This window comes from Methylobacterium sp. NEAU K (assembly GCF_030700285.1).
Classification (GTDB): domain Bacteria; phylum Pseudomonadota; class Alphaproteobacteria; order Rhizobiales; family Beijerinckiaceae; genus Methylobacterium.
This window is the reverse complement of sequence record NZ_JAUYZJ010000012.1, coordinates 72,537-94,564: the sequence shown is the minus strand read 5'-3', so window position 1 is coordinate 94,564 and position 22,028 is coordinate 72,537. Positions and strand designations below refer to the sequence as shown.

Annotated in this window: 19 protein-coding genes; 9 read left to right on the top strand and 10 right to left on the bottom strand. The window is 70.5% G+C overall.

Annotated elements, in window-relative coordinates; translation table 11 throughout:
• The first annotated feature begins 42 nt into the window (after positions 1-42).
• The 3 genes from Q8W67_RS12185 (at position 43) to grpE (ending at position 5,125) form a co-directional block, all read left to right on the top strand.
• Positions 43-1,470 carry a TAXI family TRAP transporter solute-binding subunit gene (locus Q8W67_RS12185; protein WP_305545820.1) on the top strand — a complete coding sequence of 476 codons (1,428 nt, stop codon included), beginning with the start codon at positions 43-45 and terminating at the stop codon, positions 1,468-1,470.
• Positions 1,471-1,599: 129 nt separating this feature from the next.
• Positions 1,600-4,407 (top strand): [protein-PII] uridylyltransferase, encoded by a 2,808-nt coding sequence (locus Q8W67_RS12180; RefSeq protein WP_305545702.1) that lies wholly within the window; start codon positions 1,600-1,602, stop codon positions 4,405-4,407.
• Positions 4,408-4,495: 88 nt separating this feature from the next.
• Complete coding sequence (grpE, locus tag Q8W67_RS12175; protein ID WP_370693866.1) at positions 4,496-5,125, top strand: nucleotide exchange factor GrpE; 630 nt, start codon at positions 4,496-4,498, stop codon at positions 5,123-5,125.
• A 45-nt stretch (positions 5,126-5,170) separates the two neighbouring features.
• Here the strand turns inward: grpE and Q8W67_RS12170 are convergent, their stop codons facing one another.
• The 3 genes from Q8W67_RS12170 to Q8W67_RS12160 form a co-directional block, all read right to left on the bottom strand.
• A complete protein-coding gene (locus tag Q8W67_RS12170; RefSeq protein WP_305545701.1) occupies positions 5,171-5,548 on the bottom strand; it encodes a hypothetical protein in 378 nt (125 codons plus the stop codon).
• A gap of 521 nt (positions 5,549-6,069) precedes the next feature.
• Entirely contained in the window at positions 6,070-6,204 is a 135-nt protein-coding gene (locus Q8W67_RS12165) for a hypothetical protein (RefSeq protein WP_305545699.1), read from the bottom strand.
• On the bottom strand, positions 6,201-6,530 hold the full coding sequence (locus Q8W67_RS12160; RefSeq protein ID WP_305545697.1) for a hypothetical protein: 330 nt from the start codon (positions 6,528-6,530) through the stop codon (positions 6,201-6,203). Before Q8W67_RS12160 ends, Q8W67_RS12165 begins: the two co-directional genes overlap by 4 nt.
• A 152-nt stretch (positions 6,531-6,682) precedes the next feature.
• Here Q8W67_RS12160 and Q8W67_RS12155 point away from each other — a divergent pair, with 152 nt between their 5' ends.
• A complete protein-coding gene (locus Q8W67_RS12155; RefSeq protein ID WP_305545695.1) occupies positions 6,683-7,528 on the top strand; it encodes a DUF6502 family protein in 846 nt (281 codons plus the stop codon).
• Between the two features lie 12 nt (positions 7,529-7,540).
• The gene (locus Q8W67_RS12150) at positions 7,541-8,875 is read left to right on the top strand and encodes a DUF5666 domain-containing protein (RefSeq protein WP_305545693.1); all 1,335 of its coding nucleotides are present in this window, start codon (positions 7,541-7,543) and stop codon (positions 8,873-8,875) included.
• 498 nt (positions 8,876-9,373) lie between these two features.
• Here Q8W67_RS12150 and ada read toward each other — a convergent pair whose 3' ends face one another.
• Positions 9,374-10,438: a bifunctional DNA-binding transcriptional regulator/O6-methylguanine-DNA methyltransferase Ada gene (gene ada / locus Q8W67_RS12145; RefSeq protein WP_305545816.1), complete on the bottom strand. Its 1,065-nt coding sequence runs from the start codon at positions 10,436-10,438 to the stop codon at positions 9,374-9,376.
• A 230-nt stretch (positions 10,439-10,668) separates the two neighbouring features.
• Here ada and Q8W67_RS12140 point away from each other — a divergent pair, with 230 nt between their 5' ends.
• Positions 10,669-11,652, top strand: a complete 984-nt coding sequence (locus Q8W67_RS12140; protein WP_305545691.1) for a hypothetical protein — start codon at positions 10,669-10,671, stop codon at positions 11,650-11,652.
• A 53-nt stretch (positions 11,653-11,705) separates the two neighbouring features.
• Here the strand turns inward: Q8W67_RS12140 and Q8W67_RS12135 are convergent, their stop codons facing one another.
• Positions 11,706-12,452 (bottom strand): YebC/PmpR family DNA-binding transcriptional regulator, encoded by a 747-nt coding sequence (locus Q8W67_RS12135; RefSeq protein ID WP_305545689.1) that lies wholly within the window; start codon positions 12,450-12,452, stop codon positions 11,706-11,708.
• A gap of 212 nt (positions 12,453-12,664) precedes the next feature.
• Between Q8W67_RS12135 and Q8W67_RS12130 the strand changes: the two genes are divergently transcribed.
• Positions 12,665-13,702 carry an SDR family oxidoreductase gene (locus Q8W67_RS12130; RefSeq protein WP_370693865.1) on the top strand — a complete coding sequence of 346 codons (1,038 nt, stop codon included), beginning with the start codon at positions 12,665-12,667 and terminating at the stop codon, positions 13,700-13,702.
• Between the two features lie 243 nt (positions 13,703-13,945).
• Here the strand turns inward: Q8W67_RS12130 and Q8W67_RS12125 are convergent, their stop codons facing one another.
• From Q8W67_RS12125 to Q8W67_RS12110, 4 genes are all read right to left on the bottom strand, one after another.
• The gene (locus Q8W67_RS12125; protein WP_305545685.1) at positions 13,946-14,695 is read right to left on the bottom strand and encodes an HAD-IA family hydrolase; all 750 of its coding nucleotides are present in this window, start codon (positions 14,693-14,695) and stop codon (positions 13,946-13,948) included.
• Positions 14,689-15,375 carry a ribulose-phosphate 3-epimerase gene (gene rpe, locus Q8W67_RS12120; RefSeq protein WP_305545683.1) on the bottom strand — a complete coding sequence of 229 codons (687 nt, stop codon included), beginning with the start codon at positions 15,373-15,375 and terminating at the stop codon, positions 14,689-14,691. The genes Q8W67_RS12125 and rpe overlap by 7 nt, the downstream gene beginning before the upstream one ends.
• Before the next feature lie 520 nt (positions 15,376-15,895).
• Positions 15,896-16,756, bottom strand: a complete 861-nt coding sequence (locus Q8W67_RS12115; RefSeq protein WP_305545681.1) for a phosphoribulokinase — start codon at positions 16,754-16,756, stop codon at positions 15,896-15,898.
• Between the two features lie 22 nt (positions 16,757-16,778).
• A complete protein-coding gene (locus Q8W67_RS12110) occupies positions 16,779-17,834 on the bottom strand; it encodes a class 1 fructose-bisphosphatase (RefSeq protein WP_305545679.1) in 1,056 nt (351 codons plus the stop codon).
• Between the two features lie 182 nt (positions 17,835-18,016).
• On the opposite strand from Q8W67_RS12110, the gene Q8W67_RS12105 reads away from it, so the two are divergent.
• Together Q8W67_RS12105 and Q8W67_RS12100 are read left to right on the top strand one after the other, a co-directional pair.
• A complete protein-coding gene (locus Q8W67_RS12105; protein WP_305545677.1) occupies positions 18,017-18,958 on the top strand; it encodes a LysR family transcriptional regulator in 942 nt (313 codons plus the stop codon).
• On the top strand, positions 18,955-20,196 hold the full coding sequence (locus tag Q8W67_RS12100) for an NAD(P)/FAD-dependent oxidoreductase (RefSeq protein ID WP_305545675.1): 1,242 nt from the start codon (positions 18,955-18,957) through the stop codon (positions 20,194-20,196). Before Q8W67_RS12105 ends, Q8W67_RS12100 begins: the two co-directional genes overlap by 4 nt.
• A gap of 17 nt (positions 20,197-20,213) precedes the next feature.
• Here the strand turns inward: Q8W67_RS12100 and Q8W67_RS12095 are convergent, their stop codons facing one another.
• Positions 20,214-21,455 carry an MFS transporter gene (locus Q8W67_RS12095; RefSeq protein WP_305545673.1) on the bottom strand — a complete coding sequence of 414 codons (1,242 nt, stop codon included), beginning with the start codon at positions 21,453-21,455 and terminating at the stop codon, positions 20,214-20,216.
• Positions 21,456-22,028 lie beyond the last annotated feature (573 nt).

The following is a 22,028-nucleotide window of genomic DNA, read 5'->3' as shown; positions in this document are numbered from 1 at the left end:
GGCACCTGGCGGCGACGCCTCCGCGCCGCGGCGGCGACCCTGATGCGCCGCGAGTGGCTCCTCGTCCTGGTGGCCATGGGGCTGGCCGCGGCTGCGGCCGGGATCGTCTATCTCTCGCGCCCGAACACACTGACGGTCGCGGTCGGCCCGCAGGACGGACCGGAGGCCGCCCTGATCGAAGCCTACGCGAACGCCCTCGACCGGGCGCGCGAGGATGTGCGCCTCAAGGTCGTGCGCTACGGCGATGTGCGCGACAGCGCCCTGGCGCTGCAACGCAACCGCGCCGACCTCGCCGTGGTGCGGCCGGACGTGTTCCTGCCCGAGAACGGCCTGACGCTGGCGATCCTCCACGACGAGGCCCTGGTCATCGCGGCACCCGAGGCCGCCGACATCGACGACGTTCCCGCGCTGGCGCGCAAGCGCCTCGGCATCGTGGTGCGCCACAGCGCCGATCTGCCCTTCCTGACGAATCTTCTGTCCTTCTACGACCTCGTGCCGGACGCCCCCGAGGAGGACGCGCCCGAGGGCAGCCACGCCGCCGGCGAGGCGGAGACAGCCCCCGGCCACGTAGTGGTGGTGCCGCTCAAGGTCGGCGAGGTCACGGCGGCGCTTTCCGAGAAGCGCGTCGACGCGGTGGCGGTGATCGCGAGTCCTGCTTCAAAGACCGCGGGTGCGGTCGTGCACGCCATCGAGCTGGGCTCGCCCGAGCGCAAGATCGGCTTCGTGTCGATCCCGGACGGGGATGCGATCCTGCAGCGCTTTCCCGAACTGCAATCGGTGGTCATCCCGGCCGGGACCTTCGGGGGCCGCCCGAAGCGTCCGGACGAGGAGGTCCGCACCGTCGGCGCCTCCTATCGCCTGATGGCCCGGGGCACGGTAAGCCGGGTCGCGGTCGCCTCGGCCACGCAGCACCTGTTCGAGTGGCGTTCGCGGCTCGCGGCGGCGGCGCCGGTGGCGAAGCTGATGAAGGCGCCGGACTTCGACACGACGGTGGCGGCGACCTCGGCGCGCCTGCCGAACCACCCCGGCGCCGTCGACTATTTCGAGCGCGAGCAGCAGACCTTCCTCGATCGCTACGAGGATTACATCTATCTGTTCGCCTTCTTCGGAGGCACGATCGGCTCCGGCATCGCCTGGATCGGGCAGCGGCTCGCCCGCAAGCGCCGGGAGCGCATCGACATCGTCCTCGACCGCCTGCTCGACATCCTGCGCGAGGTGCGGGCGGCGACCACCGCGGCCGAACTCGACGCCATCGCGGTCGAGACCGACGGCCTGGTGGCCGACGTGGTCAGCTATGCCCGGGAGCGCAGCATCGACTCCCGCACGGTGAGCGCCCTGATCCTGGCGGTGGACGGCGTCCACGCGGCGATCGCCGATGCGCGGCGCCAAGCCGTCGAGACCGAGCCGAGTGCGACGAGCCGCTCGCGGAGCGCGCGGCTGCTGGCCCTCAACCTGCCGGCCGCGGAATAGCCAAGGTCTGCCGCCGCGCCGCGCCAGGCTGCGGCATACGGGCCATCCGTGATAGAGCGGGGCCATCCGGGGTCAGGAGAAGCGGCTTTGCGCGGCGCATCACCGCATAGCTGGCGGCGTAGGCATATCATGCTAACGGAGGGCATGTTCGATCCCGTCGACGCCCTCGCCACGGTCCTGGAGAACCTCGACCGCGAGGCCCGCGAGCCGACCAAGCTCCGGGCCGTCCTCGTCCCCGAGTTGCGCCGGGTCATCGAGGAGGGTCACCGCGCCGCGGAGGCGCAGCTCCTGAAGGACCGCAACGGGCTCCGCTGCGCGCAGGCGCTCTCGAGGCTCACCGACGCCGTGGTGCGGGCGATCCACGACGCGGTGGTCTGGCGGCTCTATCCCAACGACAACCCGTCGACCGGCGAGCAGCTCGCGGTGGTCGCCACCGGCGGTTACGGCCGGGGCACGATGGCGCCCGGCTCCGACATCGATCTGCTGTTCCTGCTGCCCTACAAGCAGACCGCGTGGTCGGAGAGCGTCGTCGAGGCGATGCTCTACGTCCTGTGGGACCTGAAGCTGAAGGTCGGCCACGCCACCCGCTCGGTGGAAGAGTGCCTGCGCGAGGCGCGGGCCGACATGACGATCCGCACCGCCCTCCTGGAGGCGCGCTACCTGTTCGGCACGCGGGTCCTGTTCGAGGAGCTGGTGACGCGCTTCGACGCGGAACTGGTGGTCGGCTCGGCGGCGGAATTCGTGGACGCGAAGCTGCGCGAGCGCGACACCCGGGTCTCGAAGGCCGGCTTGTCGCGCTACCTCGTGGAGCCCAACGTCAAGGACGGCAAGGGCGGCCTGCGCGACCTCAACACGCTGTTCTGGATCGCGAAATACACCTACCGGGTGCGCGACCAGATCGAGCTCATCGGCGCCGGCCTGTTCACCCAGGAGGAATACGCGCTGTTCGAGCGCTGCGACGAGTTCCTGTGGCGGGTGCGCTGCCACATGCACTTCGTGACCAAGCGGGCGGAGGAGCGTCTCTCCTTCGGCCTGCAGCCCCGGATCGCCGAGCGCTTCGGCTACGAGGCGCGGGGCGGCCTGTCCGGCGTCGAGCGCTTCATGAAGGCCTATTTCCGCATCGCCAAGGACGTGGGCGACCTCACCGCAATCGTCTGCGCCGAGCTGGAGGCACGCCACGCCAAGCGCACGCCGGTGCTCGACCGTTGGATTGGCCGGTTCCGCGACCGCTTCCGCGCCACCGCCATGGAGGCGGAGGATTTCTGGATCGACCACGGGCGGGTGAACCTGCGCGCGGAGGACGCCTTCGAGCGCGATCCGGTCAACCTGATCCGCCTGTTCTGGCTCGCAGACCGGCACAACCTCGCAATCCATCCGGATGCGAAGCGGCTGGCCAACCGGAGCTTGCGCCTCATCAACCCGTCGCTGCGCGGGGATGCGGAGGCCAATCGCCTGTTCATCGACATCCTCACCTCCCGGAACGCCCCCGAGGAGGCCCTGCGCGAGATGAACGAGGCGGGCGTGCTCGGCCGCTTCATCCCCGATTTCGGCCGCATCGTCGCGATGATGCAGTTCAACATGTACCACCACTTCACGGTGGACGAGCACCTTCTGCGCACGGTCGGTGTGCTGGCCGCCATCGAGTCGGGTCGCGCCGAGGAATCCTACCCGCTGGTCTCGCGCCTGGTCCACACGATCCACAACCGCACGGCGCTCTACGTGGCGATCCTGCTGCACGACATCGCCAAGGGCCGGCCGGAGGACCACTCGATCGCGGGCGCGGCGATCGCCGAGAAGCTCTGCCCCCGCTTCGGCCTGAGCCAGGCCGAGACCGAGACCGTGACCTGGCTCGTCGAGCATCACCTGCTGATGTCGATGACCGCGCAGAGCCGCGACCTCTCGGACGCCAAGACGATCGAGCGCTTCGCCGCGGTTGTGCAGAGCCTGGAACGGCTGAAGCTGCTGACGATCCTGACGGTGGCCGACATCACCGCGGTCGGCCCCGGCGTCTGGACCGCCTGGAAGGGCACCCTGGTCCGCACTCTCTACGACGAGACCGAGGTGTTCCTCTCGGGTGGCCATTCCGAGATCGCCCGCACCGACCGGGTGCGCCTCGTCCAGATGAGCCTGCGCGAGCAGCTGTCCGGATGGGGGCCTGAGGAGTTCGACGCCTACGCGGCCCGCCACGGCCAGGCCTATTGGCTGAAGGTCGAGAGCACGCGCCAGCTCAAGAACGCCATCTTCCTGCGCGACGCGCTCAGCGAGGGGCGCACCAGCGCGACCGACGTGGCACTCGATCCGGTGCGCGGCGTCACCGAGATCACCATCTACTCGCCCGACCACCCGCGCCTGCTGGCCATCATAACGGGTGCCTGCGCGGCGGCCGGCAGCAACATCGTCGACGCGCAGATCTTCACCACCACGGACGGCTTCGCGCTCGATACGATCTTCATCTCCCGCGCCTTCGAGCGCGACGAGGACGAGCTGCGCCGGACCCGGCGCATCACGGCCGCGATCGAGCGCGCGCTTAAGGGCGAGATCCGCATCGCCGACCTCGTCGCCGACAAGCACCCGCCGACGAGCGCGCGGGCCAAGACCTTCCTGGTGCCGCCCGACGTGGCGATCGACAACGCCCTGTCGAGCCGCGAGACCGTCGTGGAGGTAACCGGCCTCGACCGGCCCGGCCTGCTCTACGAGCTGACCACGGCGTTCAGCCGCCTGTCGCTGAACATCACATCGGCGCACGTGGCCACCTTCGGCGAGCGGGCCGTGGACGTCTTCTACGTCACCGACCTCACCGGCACGCGGGTGACGCAGCCCGACCGGCAGGCCGCGATCCGGAGTGCGATGATGGACGTCTTCGCGGGGGACGTCGCCGCCCTCAAGGCCGAGGGGCTGGAGGCGCTGGTCGCCGCGCCGCCGCCGCGCGAAGCGTGAGCGCCGGGTTGATTTCGCGGCCCCCTGGCCAGATATCAGCGCCGATTCCGATCGCCCCTCACCCATCCCCGCCGACGACTGAAACGCGATGACGAGCAACGACATGCCCCAGGATGACCAGCGCCAGACCACGTTCGAAGCCGGTGCCGGCGCCGCCCAGGACACCGCGTCCGCCGACAAGGGCGCCGAGGCGAAGTCCGTCGATCCTGTCGCGGAGGCCCTGGCCCTGCTCACGGCCGAGCGCGACGAGTTGAAGGACCGGATGCTGCGCACCCTCGCCGAGATGGAGAATCTGCGCCGCCGGACCGAGCGGGAGATCGCGGACGCGCGCTCCTACGCGGTCACGAACTTCGCCCGGGACGTGCTCAACGTCGCCGACAACATCCGCCGGGCCCTCGACAGCGTCCCGGCCGACGCGAAGGCCTCGGCCGACGGCGCGCTCAAGGGCCTGATCGACGGGATCGAGCTGACCGAGCGCGATCTGGCCAAGACCCTGGAGCGCCACGGGGTGAAGCTCGTCGAGCCGCAGGGTCAGAAGTTCGACCCGAACCGGCATCAGGCCATGTTCGAGGTTCCGAACCCGGAGGTTCCGGCCGGCACCGTGGTGCAGGTCGTGCAGGCGGGCTACGTCATCGGCGACCGCGTGCTGCGGCCGGCCCTGGTCGGCGTGGCCAAGGGCGGCCCCAAGGCGGCCGCTAGCCCCGCCGACGCCGCCTGACCTACCCCACCGGCGGCGCTCTCGGCATAGACAGCCCGGCGCCGCCTACTGGCAGGGCAGCGCGGCAGCAAGGTCGGAGATGAACTGCGCCGCCTCGCGCGTATGGGCCGGTGCCCGCGGGTCGCGGGCGACCAATCCCGCCTCGACCTGGAGACCGCGGTTGCAGGCGCAGCTCGGCAGCCTTCCCGAGGCCGGGTCCGGGTAGCAGGCGTCGTGTCGGGCGCAGGCGAGATCCAGGCGGTCGATCGGCTTGTAGCCGGGGCCGCGGCTCCCGGGGCCGCAGAAATTCCCGTAGACCAGGATGCCCCCCGGCCCGGACGGCCCGGGCAGAACGATTTCCTGCGCCCAAGCCGTAGCGGCACAGGCGGAGAGTCCGATGGCGAACAGCACCGTCGCGATTGGGTTCAGGCTGGGAGCGTTCACGGCCGGTCCTGTCCGAGCTGCCTCCTGACGCCGCGCGGAGAGACACCGGCGGCATTCGGCACCAGCGTCTCCGGCCCGCCGCGAACAGTCTCGACCGGTGGGCGGATTCGCAAAGCCGAACGCCACATATACCGACTCAGGGCAGCCGTACCGTCAAGATCGAACGATGCCAATATTGTCTAGCATCGGTAATAAAAACGGACCCGATCGTCTCGAAGCGGCGATCTTATTTGCCGGCACCATAATGAACTCAGAATCCGGTATGGCGGCAAATCGTTTCAAGGACCCGGGGCCGGCTTCGCGTTCTGGAGCCCTCACTTCGACGGAGAGCGTCCCGCGAAAGCGTCGTCGATGCAGCCGCCGGACCGGTTGCCGCTGTCACGGCTGCCGTCTTGGAGCGCGTAGGCGACCTTCGGGCCGGCCCGGATTCCGGGCCAGATAAGATATTCAGGGTCGGCGGGGGCAGCGCGCGACACGGACATGGGCTCGTGGGGCCCTTGTGGGGCAGCCAAGCCGCGGGGTCAGAGCGCCAGAATCAGCAGGCCGACCACGGTCACCGAGAGGATGAGGCAGAGCGCGAGATCGAGGATCGGCGCGCCGCCGCAGGTGGGTTCCTGCCGGGTGCGGTCGCCGACGGGCTGGGGCATCGTGATCACGCGCGGACCTCCCCGCGCGAGACATCGAGCGTGGCCGTCCTGACGGCTCTCCTGGCCCGCACGGGCGTAGTGCCACCGGAGGGTGCCGCCGCCCCGTCAGAGGGGTTGACCGGGGCGGCGGCCTGCGACGCCTTCGCTTCACCGACGCGGTGGACCGTGTCCGCGGCGGCGATACCGAAGGCGGGCAGTGCGAGCGCGGCGAGGACGCAGGCGATGCGCCTCAACCGCGGCAGGGGGTTGGTCTGCCGGGAACGGCGGGAAACCGGCGTCGGGAGCGTGAGGGGCGGCAACGCTTCGGTCATCAGTCTGCGCGTCTCGACCGTCATCGCCCCGGGCTCCGCTCTCTGCGTGGGAAATTTGACCACGTCTCGTAGTTACGTGTGCAAAATTCCCACGTCAATCCGAAATCGATGAGTCCAGGTGCGGGAACGCACGGTGTGGGATTGTCTCCCACGTCACTTCCGCTAACGATGAAACCATGTCCCAGACTGCCGACACACCGCCGGAGGGCGTCAGCCTGCACGCGCCCCTGGCGCGACTGCTGCGGCCGCTGGTCCGCCTGCTGGTGGCACGCGGGATCACGTTCCCCGCCCTCACCGACCTGCTGCGCGAACTCTACGTGAACGTGGCCGAGTACGATTTTGCGCTGCCCGGCAAGGAGCAGACGGACAGCCGCGTCTCCCTTCTCACCGGCATCCATCGCAAGGAGGTGCGGCGCCTGCGCGGCGCCGGCGCTCCGGTGAGCGCCGTGCCGGCCGTGGTCTCGCGCACCAGCCGGATCATCGCGCGCTGGATCGCGGACCCGGCCTTCACCGATCCGCAGGGGCAGCCACTGCCGCTGCCGCGGACCGCCGACGAGGGCGCGCCGTCCTTCGAGGTCCTGGTCTCCGGGGTGACCCGCGACCTCCGGCCCCGGGCGGTGCTCGACGAGTGGCTCGACCGGGGGCTCGCCTTCACGGATGCGCAGGACCGGATCGTGCTAGCGGAAGCCGCCTATGTCCCGCGCGGGGACGGCTCGGGCGAGCCGCAGCTCTACTATTTCGGCCGCAACCTGCACGACCACATCGCGGCCAGCGTGGCCAACATCGTCGGCGAGACGCCACGCTTCCTCGAACGCGCCGTCCATTATGACGGGCTCTCCAAGGAACTCGCGGCCAAGCTCGAGGCGCGGGCCCGCGAAATCGCCATGGAGGCCCTGCAGCAGGCCAACCGGGAGGCCCACGCCGCCTGCCAGACGGACCCCGGCGGCGACCACCGCTGGAATTTCGGCCTCTACGTTTATTCGGAGGCCGTGCCGCCGGCCCGGCCCACGGACGGGCGTTGAGGGGGCCGGCCGGTGCACGCCTCGCCAAACCGCCGTTTCGTCCTGCGCCTGCTCGCGGGCGCCGCAACCCTGCTTCCGGCCACCGCCCGGCCCCAGGAGACCCCGCGCGATCAGGGTATCGGCGGCACCGGGATGAAGATGATCGAGGAGCCCCGGGACGGCTCCCTCGGTGAAGGGGACCGCGGCATCGGCGGCACCGGGGTGATCGGCACGATCCGCCGCTTCGGCTCGATCATCGTCAACGATCTGCGCATCGCCTACCCGCCTGAAGTGGAGGTGCGGATCGACGGGGAGCCCGCCAGGGTGGCGGATCTCAGGATCGGTCAGGTCGTGCACGTGGTCGCGCGGCCGGAAGCCGGCGGCCTCGGCACGCGCCGCATCGACGTGACGAGCGAGGTTGTCGGACCGGTCGAGGCGGTTGCGCCGGGGCGGATGATCGTGCTCGGCCAGCGGGTCTCCACCGCGGGACTCGCGGGCGACTGGAAGCCGGGTGCCCGCGTGGCCGTGAGTGGCCTGCGCCGCCCGGACGGCGTGATCGTCGCGAGCCTGATCGAGCCGCGCGGATCCGGGACGGACCGCGTCGCCGGGCCGGTGCGGCGCGACGCGGGCGGCGCGCTCGCGATCGGGGGCCTGCGCCTGAAGGGTGCGGACGCGCTGCCGCCGGGCAAGCGCGCCCTGGTGACGGGTGCGGCGGAGGGCGGCATCCTCAGCGTGACCAACGCGGCGCAGATCGGGCTGCCGTTCCCGCCGGGCCTGAAGCAGGTGTCCATCGAGGCCTATATCGGCCGTGCGGGGGCGAGGCTCGACCTCGGCTCGGGCTTGGCCGTGGCGGGACGCGCGGGGCTACGGGTGCCGCGCCAGGGCAGCGTGCGGGCGGTGCTGACCGCCGACGTCGCGCAGGATGGCGGCCTCACGGTGGATCGGCTCAGGGTCGAGGACCGGATCGCACCGGAGCCGCCCCGGCAGCCGGACGCGTCCCGGCTCGAACGCGAGCGCGACCGGCTGGACCTGCCCAACCTGCCGGAGCTGCCGGAGCTGCCGGAGCTGCCGCACGAGGCTCCCGGACGCTTCGGCGCCGAGCCCGGTGGCCGGCCGGGTACGTTCGGCGGGATCGGCGAGCCCCGCGGCCCCACCATCGATACGCGCCCCGGCGCGGGCAGCATCCCCGGTGTACAGGCACCCGGCGGGTTCGGTGCCGCGCGCGGCTTCGGCGGCGCGCCGCCCGGGGGAGCCAGTCCGTTCCCGGGCGGACCAGGCGCACCCCCCGGGGGCTTTGGCGGACCGATGGGCGGCGGTGGCGGCCCGGGAGGCTTTGGTGGGCCATCCGGCGCGGGGGGACGGCGTTGATCGGCGGCCCGCCGTCTGGAGCACCGGCCGGTGTCACCAATTGTCTTGGATGAGAGGCGCCCCCAGCCCGGACGCCTGGAATGCCGGTGCGATGCAATTCGGGATCAGGCCCATCGCGCGATAGATGAGCTTGCCGGAGGGGTCATCGAATTCCGAGGTCTGGAGCCTCTCACCAAATTTCCGATCACCGGGAGATCTCTCTCTCCAGGCGCTACGGCGCAGCGGGCGTTTCGTGAGAGTCTCTCGCTCTCCGATCCATGCGGGAGCCCGGCGGCAGCACACATCACACCGTCATTCCGGGGCAGCGCTGCGCGGTCCAGGGATGACGGTGCGGCTGATCAGGTGTCCGTTGCGTTCTCAAGCGCCTGAGCTAATCGCGCCTTCACCTGCGATCGCTTTGCCGTTCTGCAACGAACCGAGGGCCGCATTCCGCGCACCCTTCCTGTGCCCGGGAAGCAATAGGGCGAGAACGGCAAAGCTGCGCGCCCTTGGTTCCCCCTAATCCTCGGCCTCGCGCGCGAGCAGGTCGCGCTTGCGGGCGACGCCCCAGCGGTAGCCGGACAGGGACCCGTCCGAGCGCACCACCCGGTGGCACGGGATCGCCACCGCGAGGGGGTTCGCCCCGCAGGCCTGGGCGACGGCCCGCATGGCGGTCGGGGCCCCGATGGCGCGGGCGATCTCCGCGTAGGTCGCGGTCGACCCGACCGGAATCCTCCGAAGCGCCTCCCAGACCCGCTGCTGGAACGCGGTGCCGCGGATATCGAGGGGCAGGTCGAGGCCGCCGCCCGGCGCCTCGACCAGGCCGATGACCCGCGCCATCCAGGCCTCGAAGGCCGGGTCGCCACCCTCGATCTCCGCCTCCGGGAACCGGTCCTGCAGGTCGCGCACCAGGGGCTCGGGCTCGTCGCCCAGCAGGATCGCGCAGACGCCGGCATCGGTGGCGGCCACCAGGATCGCGCCCAGCGCACAGTTGCCGACGCCGAACCGCATGCGGATGCCGATGCCGCCCTTCCGGTAGGCGGACGGGGCCATGCCGAGGCGCCCGGCGCCGCCCTCGTAGAACCGGCTCGCCGCGTTGTAGCCGGCGCCGTAGAGCGCCTCCGTCACCGTGGCGGCGCCGGGCAATCGGGCGGCGAGCGCCTCGGCCCGTCGGGCGGCGGCGTAGGCCTTCGGGGTCACGCCGGTCGCGGCCTTGAACACCCGGTGGAAGTGATAGGCGCTCAGCCCGGCGGCGCGGGCGAGGTCGGCGAGGGACGGCATCGTCTCGGTGGAGTCGATCAGCCGGCAGGCGCGGGCCACGGCCTCGGACCGGCGCTCGGCGAGGCCCGGCTCGTTCGGCCGGCAGCGCCGGCAGGGTCGGAACCCGGCCGCCTCGGCCTCGGCGCAGCCCGGGTAGAAGGCGACGTTCTCGGGCCGGGCCGCCCGCGAGGCGCAGCTCGGGCGGCAATACACGCCGGTGGTGCGGACCGCGTACACGAAGGTGCCGTCGGCCCGCCGGTCGCGGGCTGCAAGCGCCGCCCAGCGCTCGGCGTCGCCAGGATTGGAGGTTGGTCGGGCGGTCATGGTCACGATACTCTGCGTCTTGGCGTGCGCGATGGGGAAGGGCATGAGGGGACCTGCCGGAGGTGGATAGCGGGGGGTCGAGCGCCGGCCATCCGCCTCATCCTGTCGTCCTGCGGCCGGCCCCGCATCCCGCTCCTTGCCGTCGAATCCGGCGAACCGGTGCGCGCACCGCAAACCCTTATCCCCGGATCCGCGTCCTTCCAGCAGCCGATCAGCCTCCCGAGTGCGTCATGGCTTCGAGCAACACCGATCACATCCATGTCGGGAAGGACGGCTGGCTCTTCCTGAAGAGCGGGACGAACAACGTCCTCGATCAGTTCACGCGGCCGGAGGAGACGGTCGACCTGATCTGGACGTGGCGGAGCATCGTCGCGACGCGCGAGAGGCGCCTGCGTGCCATGGGCATCCGGTACCGCCATGTCGTCGCGCCGGAAAAGCTGATGGTCTACGACAACCATCTGGACGGGATCGCCATAACCCCGGCCGCGTCGCCGGCCTACCGCCTGCTCCACCTTGAGCCACCGCTCGGCGGCCCTTGGCGACGGGGCCTGCGCGGCCTGTACGCGGATTGGCGCCGGCGGAAGCGCTGGCGGGAGACCTGCATCGACCTCGTGCGCCCGATGCGCGCGGCCCGCGACGGGGCCGAACTCTACTGCCGGACCGACACCCACTGGACCTTCGACGGCTGCTACCTCGCCTATGGCGAGATCTGCAAAGCCTTCGAGGCGCAGCCGCGAGCGGACCTCAGGACCCGGCCGTCGTTTCCGGTCGACCATGACGGGGACCTGGGGAGCGCGTTTGACCCACCCCGCCGGGCACCGTCACGGGCCTACCAGATCCAGCAGGACGCCGTGCGGACCTATGCCAGCCCGATCGTCGAGGCACGGGAGAAGGCGGGCCTGCTGCACACCCTGCATGTCGGGGCAAACGTGGTCTACGGCAACGTCAGGGCCACCGACCCGCGCCGGCTGGTGCTGTTCGGCGATTCCTTCTCGCACGTCATGCCGTACATGCTCACGATCCTGCTGGCGGAGACGTTCCGCGAGGTGCACTTCGTCTGGAGCACCTCGCTCGACTGGTCCTACATCGAGCGCGTGAAGCCGGACCTCGTCCTGACCGAGGTGGCCGAACGCTTCATGGTCCAGCTGCCCGACGACGGCTTCTCGCTGGACACCTACGTGCAGGAGCGGTTCGGCGCGGAACTCGCGGCCTAGCGCCTCGCCGGGCCTTTTCCCGGAGGGCGGCAGCCGCCTTCCGGAGTGCTGCCCTAGTCCTGCAGCTTGGCCATCAACGCGTCGGACAGGGCGAAGTTGACGTAGACGTGCTGCACGTCGTCCTGGTCCTCGATCACCTCGACGAGGCGGATCAGCTTCTCGCCGGTCTCGTCGTCGACGTCGATCGTGTTCTGCGCCTTCCAGATCAGGCCGGTGCGGGTCGGCTCGCCGAAGCGGGCCTCCAGGGCCTTGGCGACCTCGCCGTAGGAGTCCTGCGCGCAGACGACCTCGTGGCCCTCCTCGCTGGAGCTCACGTCGTCCGCCCCCGCCTCGATCGCCGCCTCCAGCATCGTGTCGGCATCCGCGACCTTGGCCGGGAAGGCGATCACGCCGACGCGGTCGAACATGAACGCGACGGCGCCGGTCTCGGCGAGGCTGCCGCCGGACTTGGTGAAGGCCGAGCGCACGTCCGAGGCGGTGCGGTTGCGGTTGTCGGTCTGCGCCTCGACGATCAGCGCGGCACCGCCGGGGCCGTAGCCCTCGTAGCGGATGTCCTCGTAGTTCTCGCCATCCGCCCCGGCGGCCTTCTTGATGGCCCGCTCGATATTGTCCTTGGGCATGTTCTCGGCGCGGGCCGCGATGATCGCCGCGCGCAGGCGCGGGTTCATCGCCGGGTCCGGCGTGCCGAGCTTGGCCGCCACGGTGATCTCGCGGGCGAGCTTGCCGAACACCTTCGAGCGGACCGCGTCCACCCGGCCCTTCCGGTGCATGATGTTCTTGAACTGCGAATGGCCTGCCATGTTGCGTGAGACTTTTGTTCGATGGCGAGGGCGGGCGTTCGTGCCCCCGCCGTCGCGGCTGCGAGGTCGCCGCGTTATAGGCCGCCCGCTTCCGACGAAGCAACGCGGCCGCCTTCTCGCGCGCGGCGGAACAGGCCCCTCGAAAGCGCGTGAGGGCGGAAAGATCGCCGGCGACGGGCGTTGCCGCAGGGATTGTCTCAGATGAAAGCCCGATGTCGAGCCGAAACACGACCAGAAGGACGGTGATGGTGACGGGCGCCAGCGCCGGTGTCGGCCGGGCGGTGGCGCACGAATTCGCCCGGCACGGCTGGAATGTCGGCCTCATCGCCCGGGGCGAGTCGGGGCTGGCGGGCACGATCCGCGACGTCGAGAGGGCGGGGGGCCGGCCCCTCGCGTTCGCGGCTGACGTTGCCGATGCCGACGCCGTCGCCCGATCCGCCGATGCGCTGGCGGCTGCGTTCGGCGGCATCGACGTCTGGGTCAACAACGCGATGGTGACGATCTATGCGCCCGTGCAGGAGACGAGCCCGGAGGAGTTCCACCGCGCCACAGCGGTGACCTATCTCGGGCAGGTGCACGGCACGCTCGCGGCGCTCAGGCACATGGTGCCGCGCGACCGGGGCACGATCGTCCATATCGGCTCGGCGCTCGCCTACCGCTCGATCCCGCTGCAGGCGAGCTACTGCGCCGCCAAGGCCGCGGTGCGCGGCTTCGTCGACTCCCTGCGCAGCGAGCTGCTGCACGACGGCAGCCGGGTGCGGCTGACGATGATCCAGTTGCCGGCGGTCAACACCCCTCAGTTCGACTGGGCGCGCTCGCGGCTGCCACGCAAGCTCGAGCCGGTGCCCCCGATCTACCAGCCGGAGGCCATCGCGCGGCACGTCTTCCGGGCGGCCCAAGACGCGCCGCGGGAGTTGTGGATCGGCGCCTCGGCCTGGAAGGCGATCATCGGCACCATGCTGATCCCGGGATGGATCGACGGCTACTTGGCCCGACACGGATATCGTGGGGAGATGACCAGCATGCAGGCCCAGAAGAACCGACCCGACAACCTCTACGCGCCCGTCGATACCGATCCCGGCGCCCATGGGCGCTTCGACGCCCGCTCGACATCGCACGTGATCGCGGCCGACCCGCGCTGGCTCAAGTTCGGCATCGCGGCCGCGCTCGGCGTGGTAGCCGGGACGATGCTGTTCGCCACGGAGGCTCAGGGGCGGCACCAGGGCCGGCGGCGCTTGAGGGCACGGTGAGGGAGAGCGTCAGGCGTCCTCGACAGGCAGCGCCTCCGCCACGGCGGCCAGCACGGCCTCGACCACATCCGCGAGGGCTCGGCGGCAAGGTTTCTATGGACGGCATGATTTCACAGCCCGGTCAGAGCGCTTGGGGCATGATGCGGAAAGCCGGAGGCCGGTTTGCCGGAGGCATCAAGCTGCACCAGTGACTTCATGCCCGTTGCTGTCCCGTCGCAAAGCGGCCTGCGCGAGGCGCCCCTGCTACCGAAAACCCGCGTGCCAGTCCTGCAGCGCAGCCAGCGTCACCAGATGGCCCGGCCATTCCAGGCCGGCGATGTGCCGATGCGGACGGCCCGGCTCACCGAGATCCGACACCGCCGAGAACGCGCCGTCGAGCCGGTGGGTGTCGGTGTAGCGGCTCCGGGTCGCCAGGACCGGCAGGCCGGCCGCGCGGGCCGAGGCGATGCCAGCGGCCGAATCCTCGAACGCCACGGCCTCGGAGGCCGGGACGCCCAACCGGTCGAGCGCCAGGAGGAACACGTCCGGGGCGGGCTTCTTGCGCTCGGCCTCGTCGCCGGCGGCGATCACGTCGAAGGGTCGGTCCGACGCGGGAAAGTTCGCGGCCACCAGCCGGTCGACGTTCGGCCGGCTGGTGGTGGTCGCCACCGCGAGCCGGAGTCCGGCTCCGCGGGCCTCGCCGATGAGCCGGGCGATCCCCGGGCGCAGGGGCAGCCCGCCCGCCGCCACGAGGTCGCCATATGCGACGGTCTTGCGGGCGTGGATCTCCGGCGCCAGCGCGTGGAGCGCCGCGGCCTCTCCCGGGTGGCGCGTGTCGATGTAGTGGGCGAGACGCTCCTTGCCGCCCATCACGGTGAGCAGGTCGGCGTAGAGGGCGGCGTCCCAGCGCCAGGGCAGCCCGAGTTCCGCGAAGGCGCGGTTGAACGCCTGCCGGTGCAGGTCCTCGGTCTCGGCCAGCGTGCCGTCGACGTCGAAGATCAGGGCTCTCAGCACGAGAGGTCGCGGCCGGAGGCGCCCTCCGCGCCGGCGCGGATCGCCGCGATGCGCTCCGCGTAGGCGCCGGGACCGCCGCCGAAAACCGCGCTGCCGGCCACGAACGTGTCGGCGCCCGCGCGGCTCGCCGCCTTCACGGTCTCGGGATCGATGCCGCCGTCGACTTGGATGCGGACATCGCGGCCCGCCAGCATCGCCCGCACCCGCGCCACCGCTTCCATGCTGCTCCGGAGGAAGCTTTGCCCGCCGAAGCCGGGATTGACGGTCATCACCAGCACGAGGTCCACGAGGTCGAGCACCGGCTCGACCATGGCGGCCGGTGTGCCGGGGTTGATCGCCACGCCGGCGCGCTTGCCGAGGTCGCGGATGGTCTGGAGCGAGCGGTGGATGTGCGGGCCGGCCTCGGCATGGACCGTGATCCCATCGGCGCCGGCCTCCGCGAAGGCCGCCAGGTACGGGTCGGCCGGCGCGATCATCAGGTGCACGTCGAAGAATTTGTCCGTGTGCGGGCGCAGCGCCTTCACCACGGGGGGGCCGAAGGTGATGTTGGGCACGAAATGGCCGTCCATCACGTCGAGGTGGATCCAGTCGGCCCCGGCCTCCGCCACCGCGCGGGTCTCGTCCGCGAGGCGCGCGAAATCGGCCGAGAGGATCGACGGGGCGATGACGGGAGGAAGCATGCGAGATCCGGGATCGGGCGGGCTGGTGCGCGCGATGAATACAGACGGGCTTCGCCCCATTTACGTCGCCTCGCCGACGGTTCCTACCCCCGCGGCGGGCCCTGTCGGATGAGATCGATGGCGGTCTTTGCCACGCGGGCCAGGGGCTGCGGCGGAGCCTCCAGGACGAACCGGCGGGCGCCCGCAGCCGCGTCGAAGTGATCGACGATGCTGGGCAGGGCGACGGCTCGATCCCGATGCCGAACGCCTCTGCGACCTCGCGCCTCACCGCCGCGGCCCCGAACAGGTCGACCGCGCCGGCTTTTGGGACTTCGCTCGCGCCACGGTGGCGCGCGAGTCACCCGTAAGAGCGACCCGGATGTAACGGCGGCAGGATAGACCACCTCGGCTTTCCGGGGCCGCGAAGCGGAGCCCGGAAAGCCGAGGTGGATGCATGGGCCTCCCTGAAACCCCAAACCCGTTCCGCGATTACCCCGCCTCTTCCTGACGGCGAGGATGAGAAAGGGCCGTCAAAAAACCCTCACGCCAGCCGGCGGCGGCGCTCGACGAGCTGCATGATCATCGGGGTCAGGATCAGCTGCATGGCGAGGTCGAGCTTGCCGCCCGGGATCACGATGGAATTGGCCCGGCTCATGAAGCTGTCGTGGATCATCGAGACGAGATACGAGAAGTCGATCCCCTTCGGATCCTTGAACCGGATCACAACCATCGATTCGTCGGCGGTTGGGATCCAGCGGGCGATGAACGGGTTCGAGGTGTCGACCGTGGGCACCCGCTGGAAATTGATGTCCGTGAAGGAGAATTGCGGGCAGATGGTCTGCACGTAATCGGGCATCCGGCGCAGGATCACGTCGGTGACCGCCTCGGTGGAATAGCCTCGGAACGAGCGGTCCCGGTGCAGCTTCTGGATCCATTCGAGGTTGATCACCGGCACGACCCCGATCTTCAGGTCGGCGTAGCGGGCGATGTCGACATCCGGATCGACCACGCAGCCGTGCAGGCCCTCGTAGAACAGCAGGTCCGAATCCGGCGGGAATTCCTCCCAGTCCGAGAAGCTGCCCTCCGGGATGCCGTAGGACCGGGCGTCATGCGGGTCGTGGGCGTAGTGGCGGGTCCGGCCGGTCCCGGATTCCGCGTAGCTGCGGAACACCGCCTCCAGTTCCGGCAGGAGGTTCGCCCGGGGCGCGAAGTGCGACAGCGTCGGCTCGCGCGCCATCATGGCCCGCATCGTGTCCCGGTCGAAGGCGTGAAAGCCGTCGCCCTCGATGAACACCGCGCGCACGTCCTCCCGACGGAAGATCTGCTCGAAGGTGTTGCGCACCGAGGTGGTTCCGGCCCCGGAGGAGCCGGTCACCGAGATGATGGGGTGACGCGCCGACATGGCTTCGTACTTGGCGCCTGATTTATGACCGCATCAACCCGCGCTGGCCGAACAGCGGCGAGCGGCCCGCATCGGGCTTGCCGCCCGCGTAATAGGCGGCGACGCAATCGACCTCCTCGGTGGAGCCGCAGACCAGCGGCGCACGCTCGTGGATCCCGGTCGCCACGAGGTCGAGGATGCGGGTCTGGCCGTCCGTGGCGGCGCCGCCGGCCTGCTCGACCAGCATCGCCACCGGGGCGACCTCGTAGAGCAGCCGCAGGCGACCGCGGGCATAGTTCTTCCGGGCGTCGCCGGGATACAGGAACACGCCGCCGCGGGTCAGCACGCGCTGGATGTCGGCCACCAGGGAGGCGAGCCAGCGCATGTTGTAATCCTTGTCGCGGGGCCCTTCGGTGCCGCGCTGGCAATCCTCGATATAGGCCTTCACGGGGGCGTCCCAGTGCCGGACATTCGATGCGTTGATGGCGAATTCCTTGGCCGTGGGCGGGACCGCCATGGCCGGGTGCGTCAGCCGGAAGGTGCCCTCGTCGCGGTCGAGGACATAGGATTGCGTGCCCTGGCCCAGCGTCAGGATCAGCGCGGTGGCGGGCCCGTAGGTCACGAAGCCGGCGGCGATCTGGGCAGAGCCGGGGGTGGTGAACGAGGCGATCGGGTTGCCCGGGTCCTTGATCGACGGGCGGATGCCGAAGATCATCCCCACCGCCATGTTGACGCCGATGTTCGAGGAGCCATCGAGCGGGTCGATGGCGACCGCCAGCGGCGCGTCCGGGTTCAGGCGCATCACCTCCTCGGCCTCCTCGGAGGCCACCTCGGCGACTGGCGCAGCCCGCAGGGCGGCGGTGACGCTCTCGTGGGCGATCACGTCCAGCGCCTTCTGCACGTCGCCGTCGCTGTTGTGCGCGCCCGCGGCGGCGAGGTCGCCGCCCAGCGCCCCACGCCCGATCAGAGTGCTGACCTCGACGGCCGAGCGCGCGATCGCCGCGATCACGGCGGCAGCGTCCTTCAACGCCGGGTTGGCGTCCACGGCCTGCGCCAGGCAGGTGTCGAGAGGCGTCCCGACCGCCGTTGAAATCGCCATCGGCCTATCCTTCCTGCTCGGATCCCGCCTGCCGGGATCGCGCGTTCCGCGCCGGGTCTGTAGCGGCCGCTCCGCTGCCAAGATAGCGGTCCCGGCCACCGGATCGACAGGAACCGGCGGCGCGGCTCTTAAGATTCCTGGGCGATCTTGTGTCATAGGACAAAAAAAACGAGACCTCCGCCATGCGCAACCTCTCCCTCAAGCAGCTTCAGGCGGTGGCGGCGGTGGCCCGCCTCGGCACCATGACCCGGGCGGCGCAGGAGCTGAACGTCACCTCTGCCGCGCTCTATGCGCGCATCCGCCAGTTGGAGGAAGAGGCCGGGCTGCTGCTGTTCGACCGGACGCCCGGCGGCCTCAAGCCCACCGATGCCGGGCGCGAGATGCTCTGGGCGATCGACAGCATCAACACCGTGCTGGAGGCCTGCACCGACCGCCTGCGGACCCTGCGCGGTGCGGAGGGCGGGCGCGTCGCGCTGGGCGTCGTCTCGACGGCCAAGTACTTCGCCCCCCAGGTGATCGCGGGCTTCGTCCAGAAGCATCCGGGCGTCGAGATCAGCCTCTCGGTGCGCAACCGCGGCCAGACCGTCGAGGCCCTGCGCGGCTACGAGATCGACTTCGCCGTGATGGGGCGCCCGCCCCGGGACTTCCCGATCGAGGCCGCCACGTTCGGTCCCCACCCGCTGGTGTTGGTGGCGGCCCCGAGCCATCCCCTCGCGGGCCGAACCGCCCTCGTCCGCGAAGACTTGGCCGACCAGCCGTTCTTCATGCGCGAAGAAGGATCTGGGACGCGCACGGTCTTCGAGGAATTCATGAACGGCGTCCTGGTCAAGCGCGCCCCTCTCGACATCGACACCGGCTCCAACGAGACCATCAAGCAGGCGGTGATGGCGGGGCTCGGCATAGCCCTGCTGTCGGTGCATTCGGTGGCCGCGGAGGTCGAGAGCGGGCGACTCACGCTCCTCGACGTCAAGGGCCTGCCCATCCGGCGCGACTGGTACGCGGTACGCCGGGCCGACAAGGTCCTGGGGCCGGCGGCCTCGGCGGTCTGGACCTACCTGATGAGCGACGGCGCGCGCTGGCTGCCGGGAGTCGCCCTTCCGGATCGCACGGGAGCCAAGTCATGAGCGCGGCCGGGATCGTCATCGCCGGCGCGGGCCAAGCGGGCTTCCAGCTGGCGGCCTCCCTGCGCGAGGGCGGGTTCCGGGACCCGATCACGCTGGTGGGCGACGAGACGGCCCTGCCCTATCAGCGGCCGCCCCTGTCGAAGGCCTATCTCGCCGGCAAGACCGACCGGACGGGCCTGTTCCTGCGCCAGCCCGGATTCTTCACCGAGCACAGCATCACGCATCGGCCGGGGGTCAGCGCCGTGGCGATCGACCGGGCCGGACGCCGCCTGGGCCTCTCGGACGGCGACAGCCTCGCCTACGACCACCTCGTGATCGCTACCGGCGCCCGCAACCGGCCTCTGCCGGTGCCGGGGGCCGAACTCGACAACGTGCACCAACTGCGCGGCCTCGCCGATGCCGACGCGCTCAGAGCGGCGATCGCCGCGGCGCAGGCGATCGTCGTGGTCGGCGCGGGCTTCATCGGGCTGGAATTCGCCGCCGTCGCCGCCACGCGGGGCCTGTCGGTGACCGTGGTGGAGGCGGCCGACCGTGCGATGGCCCGGGCGGTCTCCCCGGAGATCGCCCGGTTCTTCCGCGGCGTGCACGAGGCGATGGGGGTGCGCTTTGCGTTCGGGGCCAGCGTGACGGCGATCGTCGGGCGCCAGGGCCGCGCAGCCGGGATCGTACTCGCGGACGGCCGGGAACTGGCCGCCGACTTCGTCCTGATCGGCATCGGCGTGGTGCCGAACCGGGAACTCGCCGCGGCGGCCGGCCTGCCCGCCGACGATGGCGTGCGCGTCGATGCGTTCCTGGCGACCCCCGATCCTGCGATCTCGGCGATCGGGGACTGCGCCCGCTTCCCGAGTCCCTTCGCGCGCGGGCTCACGCCCGACGGCACCGTGCGGATAGAGTCGGTGCAGAATGCCATCGACCAGGGCCGCTGCCTCGCGGCGCGGCTCAACGGGAAGCCCGCGCCCTACGCGGCGCTTCCATGGTTCTGGAGCGATCAGGGCATGCACAAGCTGCAGATCGCCGGGCTCGCGGGTCCGGGCGATGCCAGTGTGGTCCGGGGGGCCGGGGACGCCTTCTCGGTGTTCCGTTTCCGGGACGGCTCATTGAGCGCGGTGGAATCGGTCGACCGGGCGGCCGACCACATGATCGCCCGGCGCCTGCTCGCGGCTGGCACGCACCTGACGCCGAACCAAGCGGCCGATCCGGATTTCGACATCAAGGCGCTGGCGATGCGGCGGCCCTGAACGGCACACCGTTTCCGTCAGTCGGGAAAGCCGACCGCCTCCGGCGGTCGGCGCAGCGCGACCGCCGTGGCGATCCCGAGCCCCAGGATGGTGACCGCGCAGGCCGCGAGCGCGCCAAACTGGCCGAGCCGGAGCAGGGCCTGTCCAAGGACCGCGACGCCGAGCGCCTGACCGCAGAAGAACGAGAAGGCGTGGAGCGCCACCGCGGAGGCCCGAGCCGCGGGCGCGACCTCCGTGACCTGGGTCTGGTAGGTGTTGTGCAGCATGTAGAAGCCGAGCCCCATCGCGGTCAGCGCGGCGCAATCGGCCTGCCACGTGCCGGCGAGCCCGACCACCATGAGCGAGGCTGCACAGATCAGGCCGCCGCCGACGAGCATCCTGGGCAGGCCGAGCAGGCGCACGAGCAGCCCGACGAGAGCCGAATAGAGCAGGCCACCGACCGCGAAGCCCGCCAGGACAAGGCCGGCCTCGCGCGGACCGCCCTCGCCTCGGGCCTCGATCAGCGGGGCGAGGTGCGGGAACACGCCGAATATCGCGATCGCCTCGACGAAGACCGCGGAAAACAACACCCGCGCCCGCGGATTGGCCAGGATCGCGCGATAGCGCGTCACCGCCTGGCCGAAGGCCGGGCGGCGGGCGGGGGCGCGGCCGGAACGGTCGAAGCCGAACAGCGTCGCCGCGCAGGCCAGGGCCGCGACCCCGGCGGTGACCGCGAACACGCCGCGCCAGCCGATCGCGGCCTCGATCAGTCCCGCGAAGGTCGAACCAGACAGCTGCCCGAGTATCACCGCCACGAGGAACCGCCCGATCGCCACCTGCCGCCGGGCCATAGGGACCCGGTCGCCGAGCAGCGCCAGGGAGAGGGGGATGCAACCGCCCGCCGCCGCTCCCGCCAGCATCCGCAGGGCGAACAGGCTGCCGAGATCGGGGGCGAGGCTGCACAGAACGAGGGCCCCGGCGAGCACGGCCAGGCAGGCGCACATCACCCGTTCCTTACCCAGCGCGTCGCCCACCGGCCCCAGCACCGGCTGGATGAACGCGTAGGGCAGCGCGAAGGCGGTGGAGAGCAGCGCCACCGTTTGGGCGTCGCTGGCGAGGTCCCGCGCGAGTACGCCGACGAGGGGCTCGACCGAGCGCAGCGCGAAGGTGCTGCCGAATCCGGCACAGGCCAGGACGACGATCAGGCGCGGGATCGAGGAGGCCGGCTTCGCGATGAGGGCCGCAGGGGGCGAGAGAACCGGCTCTTGGCTGTCGGGCATGAGGACGATTCGCGACGGGGGCTGGATCCAGCCCGCCGCATCGCATCTCCTCCGCCAAAGCGGAACCCCGCTTCGCTGCCGATCGCCGTGCGTAGCGGGTCCGGGCTGTCGGTCGGATGCGCGAAGGCCGCCGCCCAGCCGGCTCGAGCAGCGGGAGGCCCCCGGCACGTTCGGGTAGCGGTCACCGTGACTGGTCGAGCGCTCGTGAGCCTGGACGACTTGCCAAATACCGGCATAGACGCAGGATAAGTTGATTCAAACGGGCGATGGAACGATATGGATGGATATATCACTTAATCCAGGGGCGATTATCAAATCAATACATTCGCCGTCGTGTTTAATAATTTTACGACCCGACATCGCTGTGGAACAAAATTGTGTAATCAAACAGCATCCACATTTCGGCAGCATCGATGAATGATAATTGAATATTTTTATTTAATAATTTACCAAGACAAAGAGTTGATATCGGATTTTCTGCACTGGAAACACTATCGTCTTCCGACATGATCGGCCTCCAAAAGCCGTCACCTCTGCATGAAGCCGCATATCCGGGTGCCCCTTGCAGCCCCC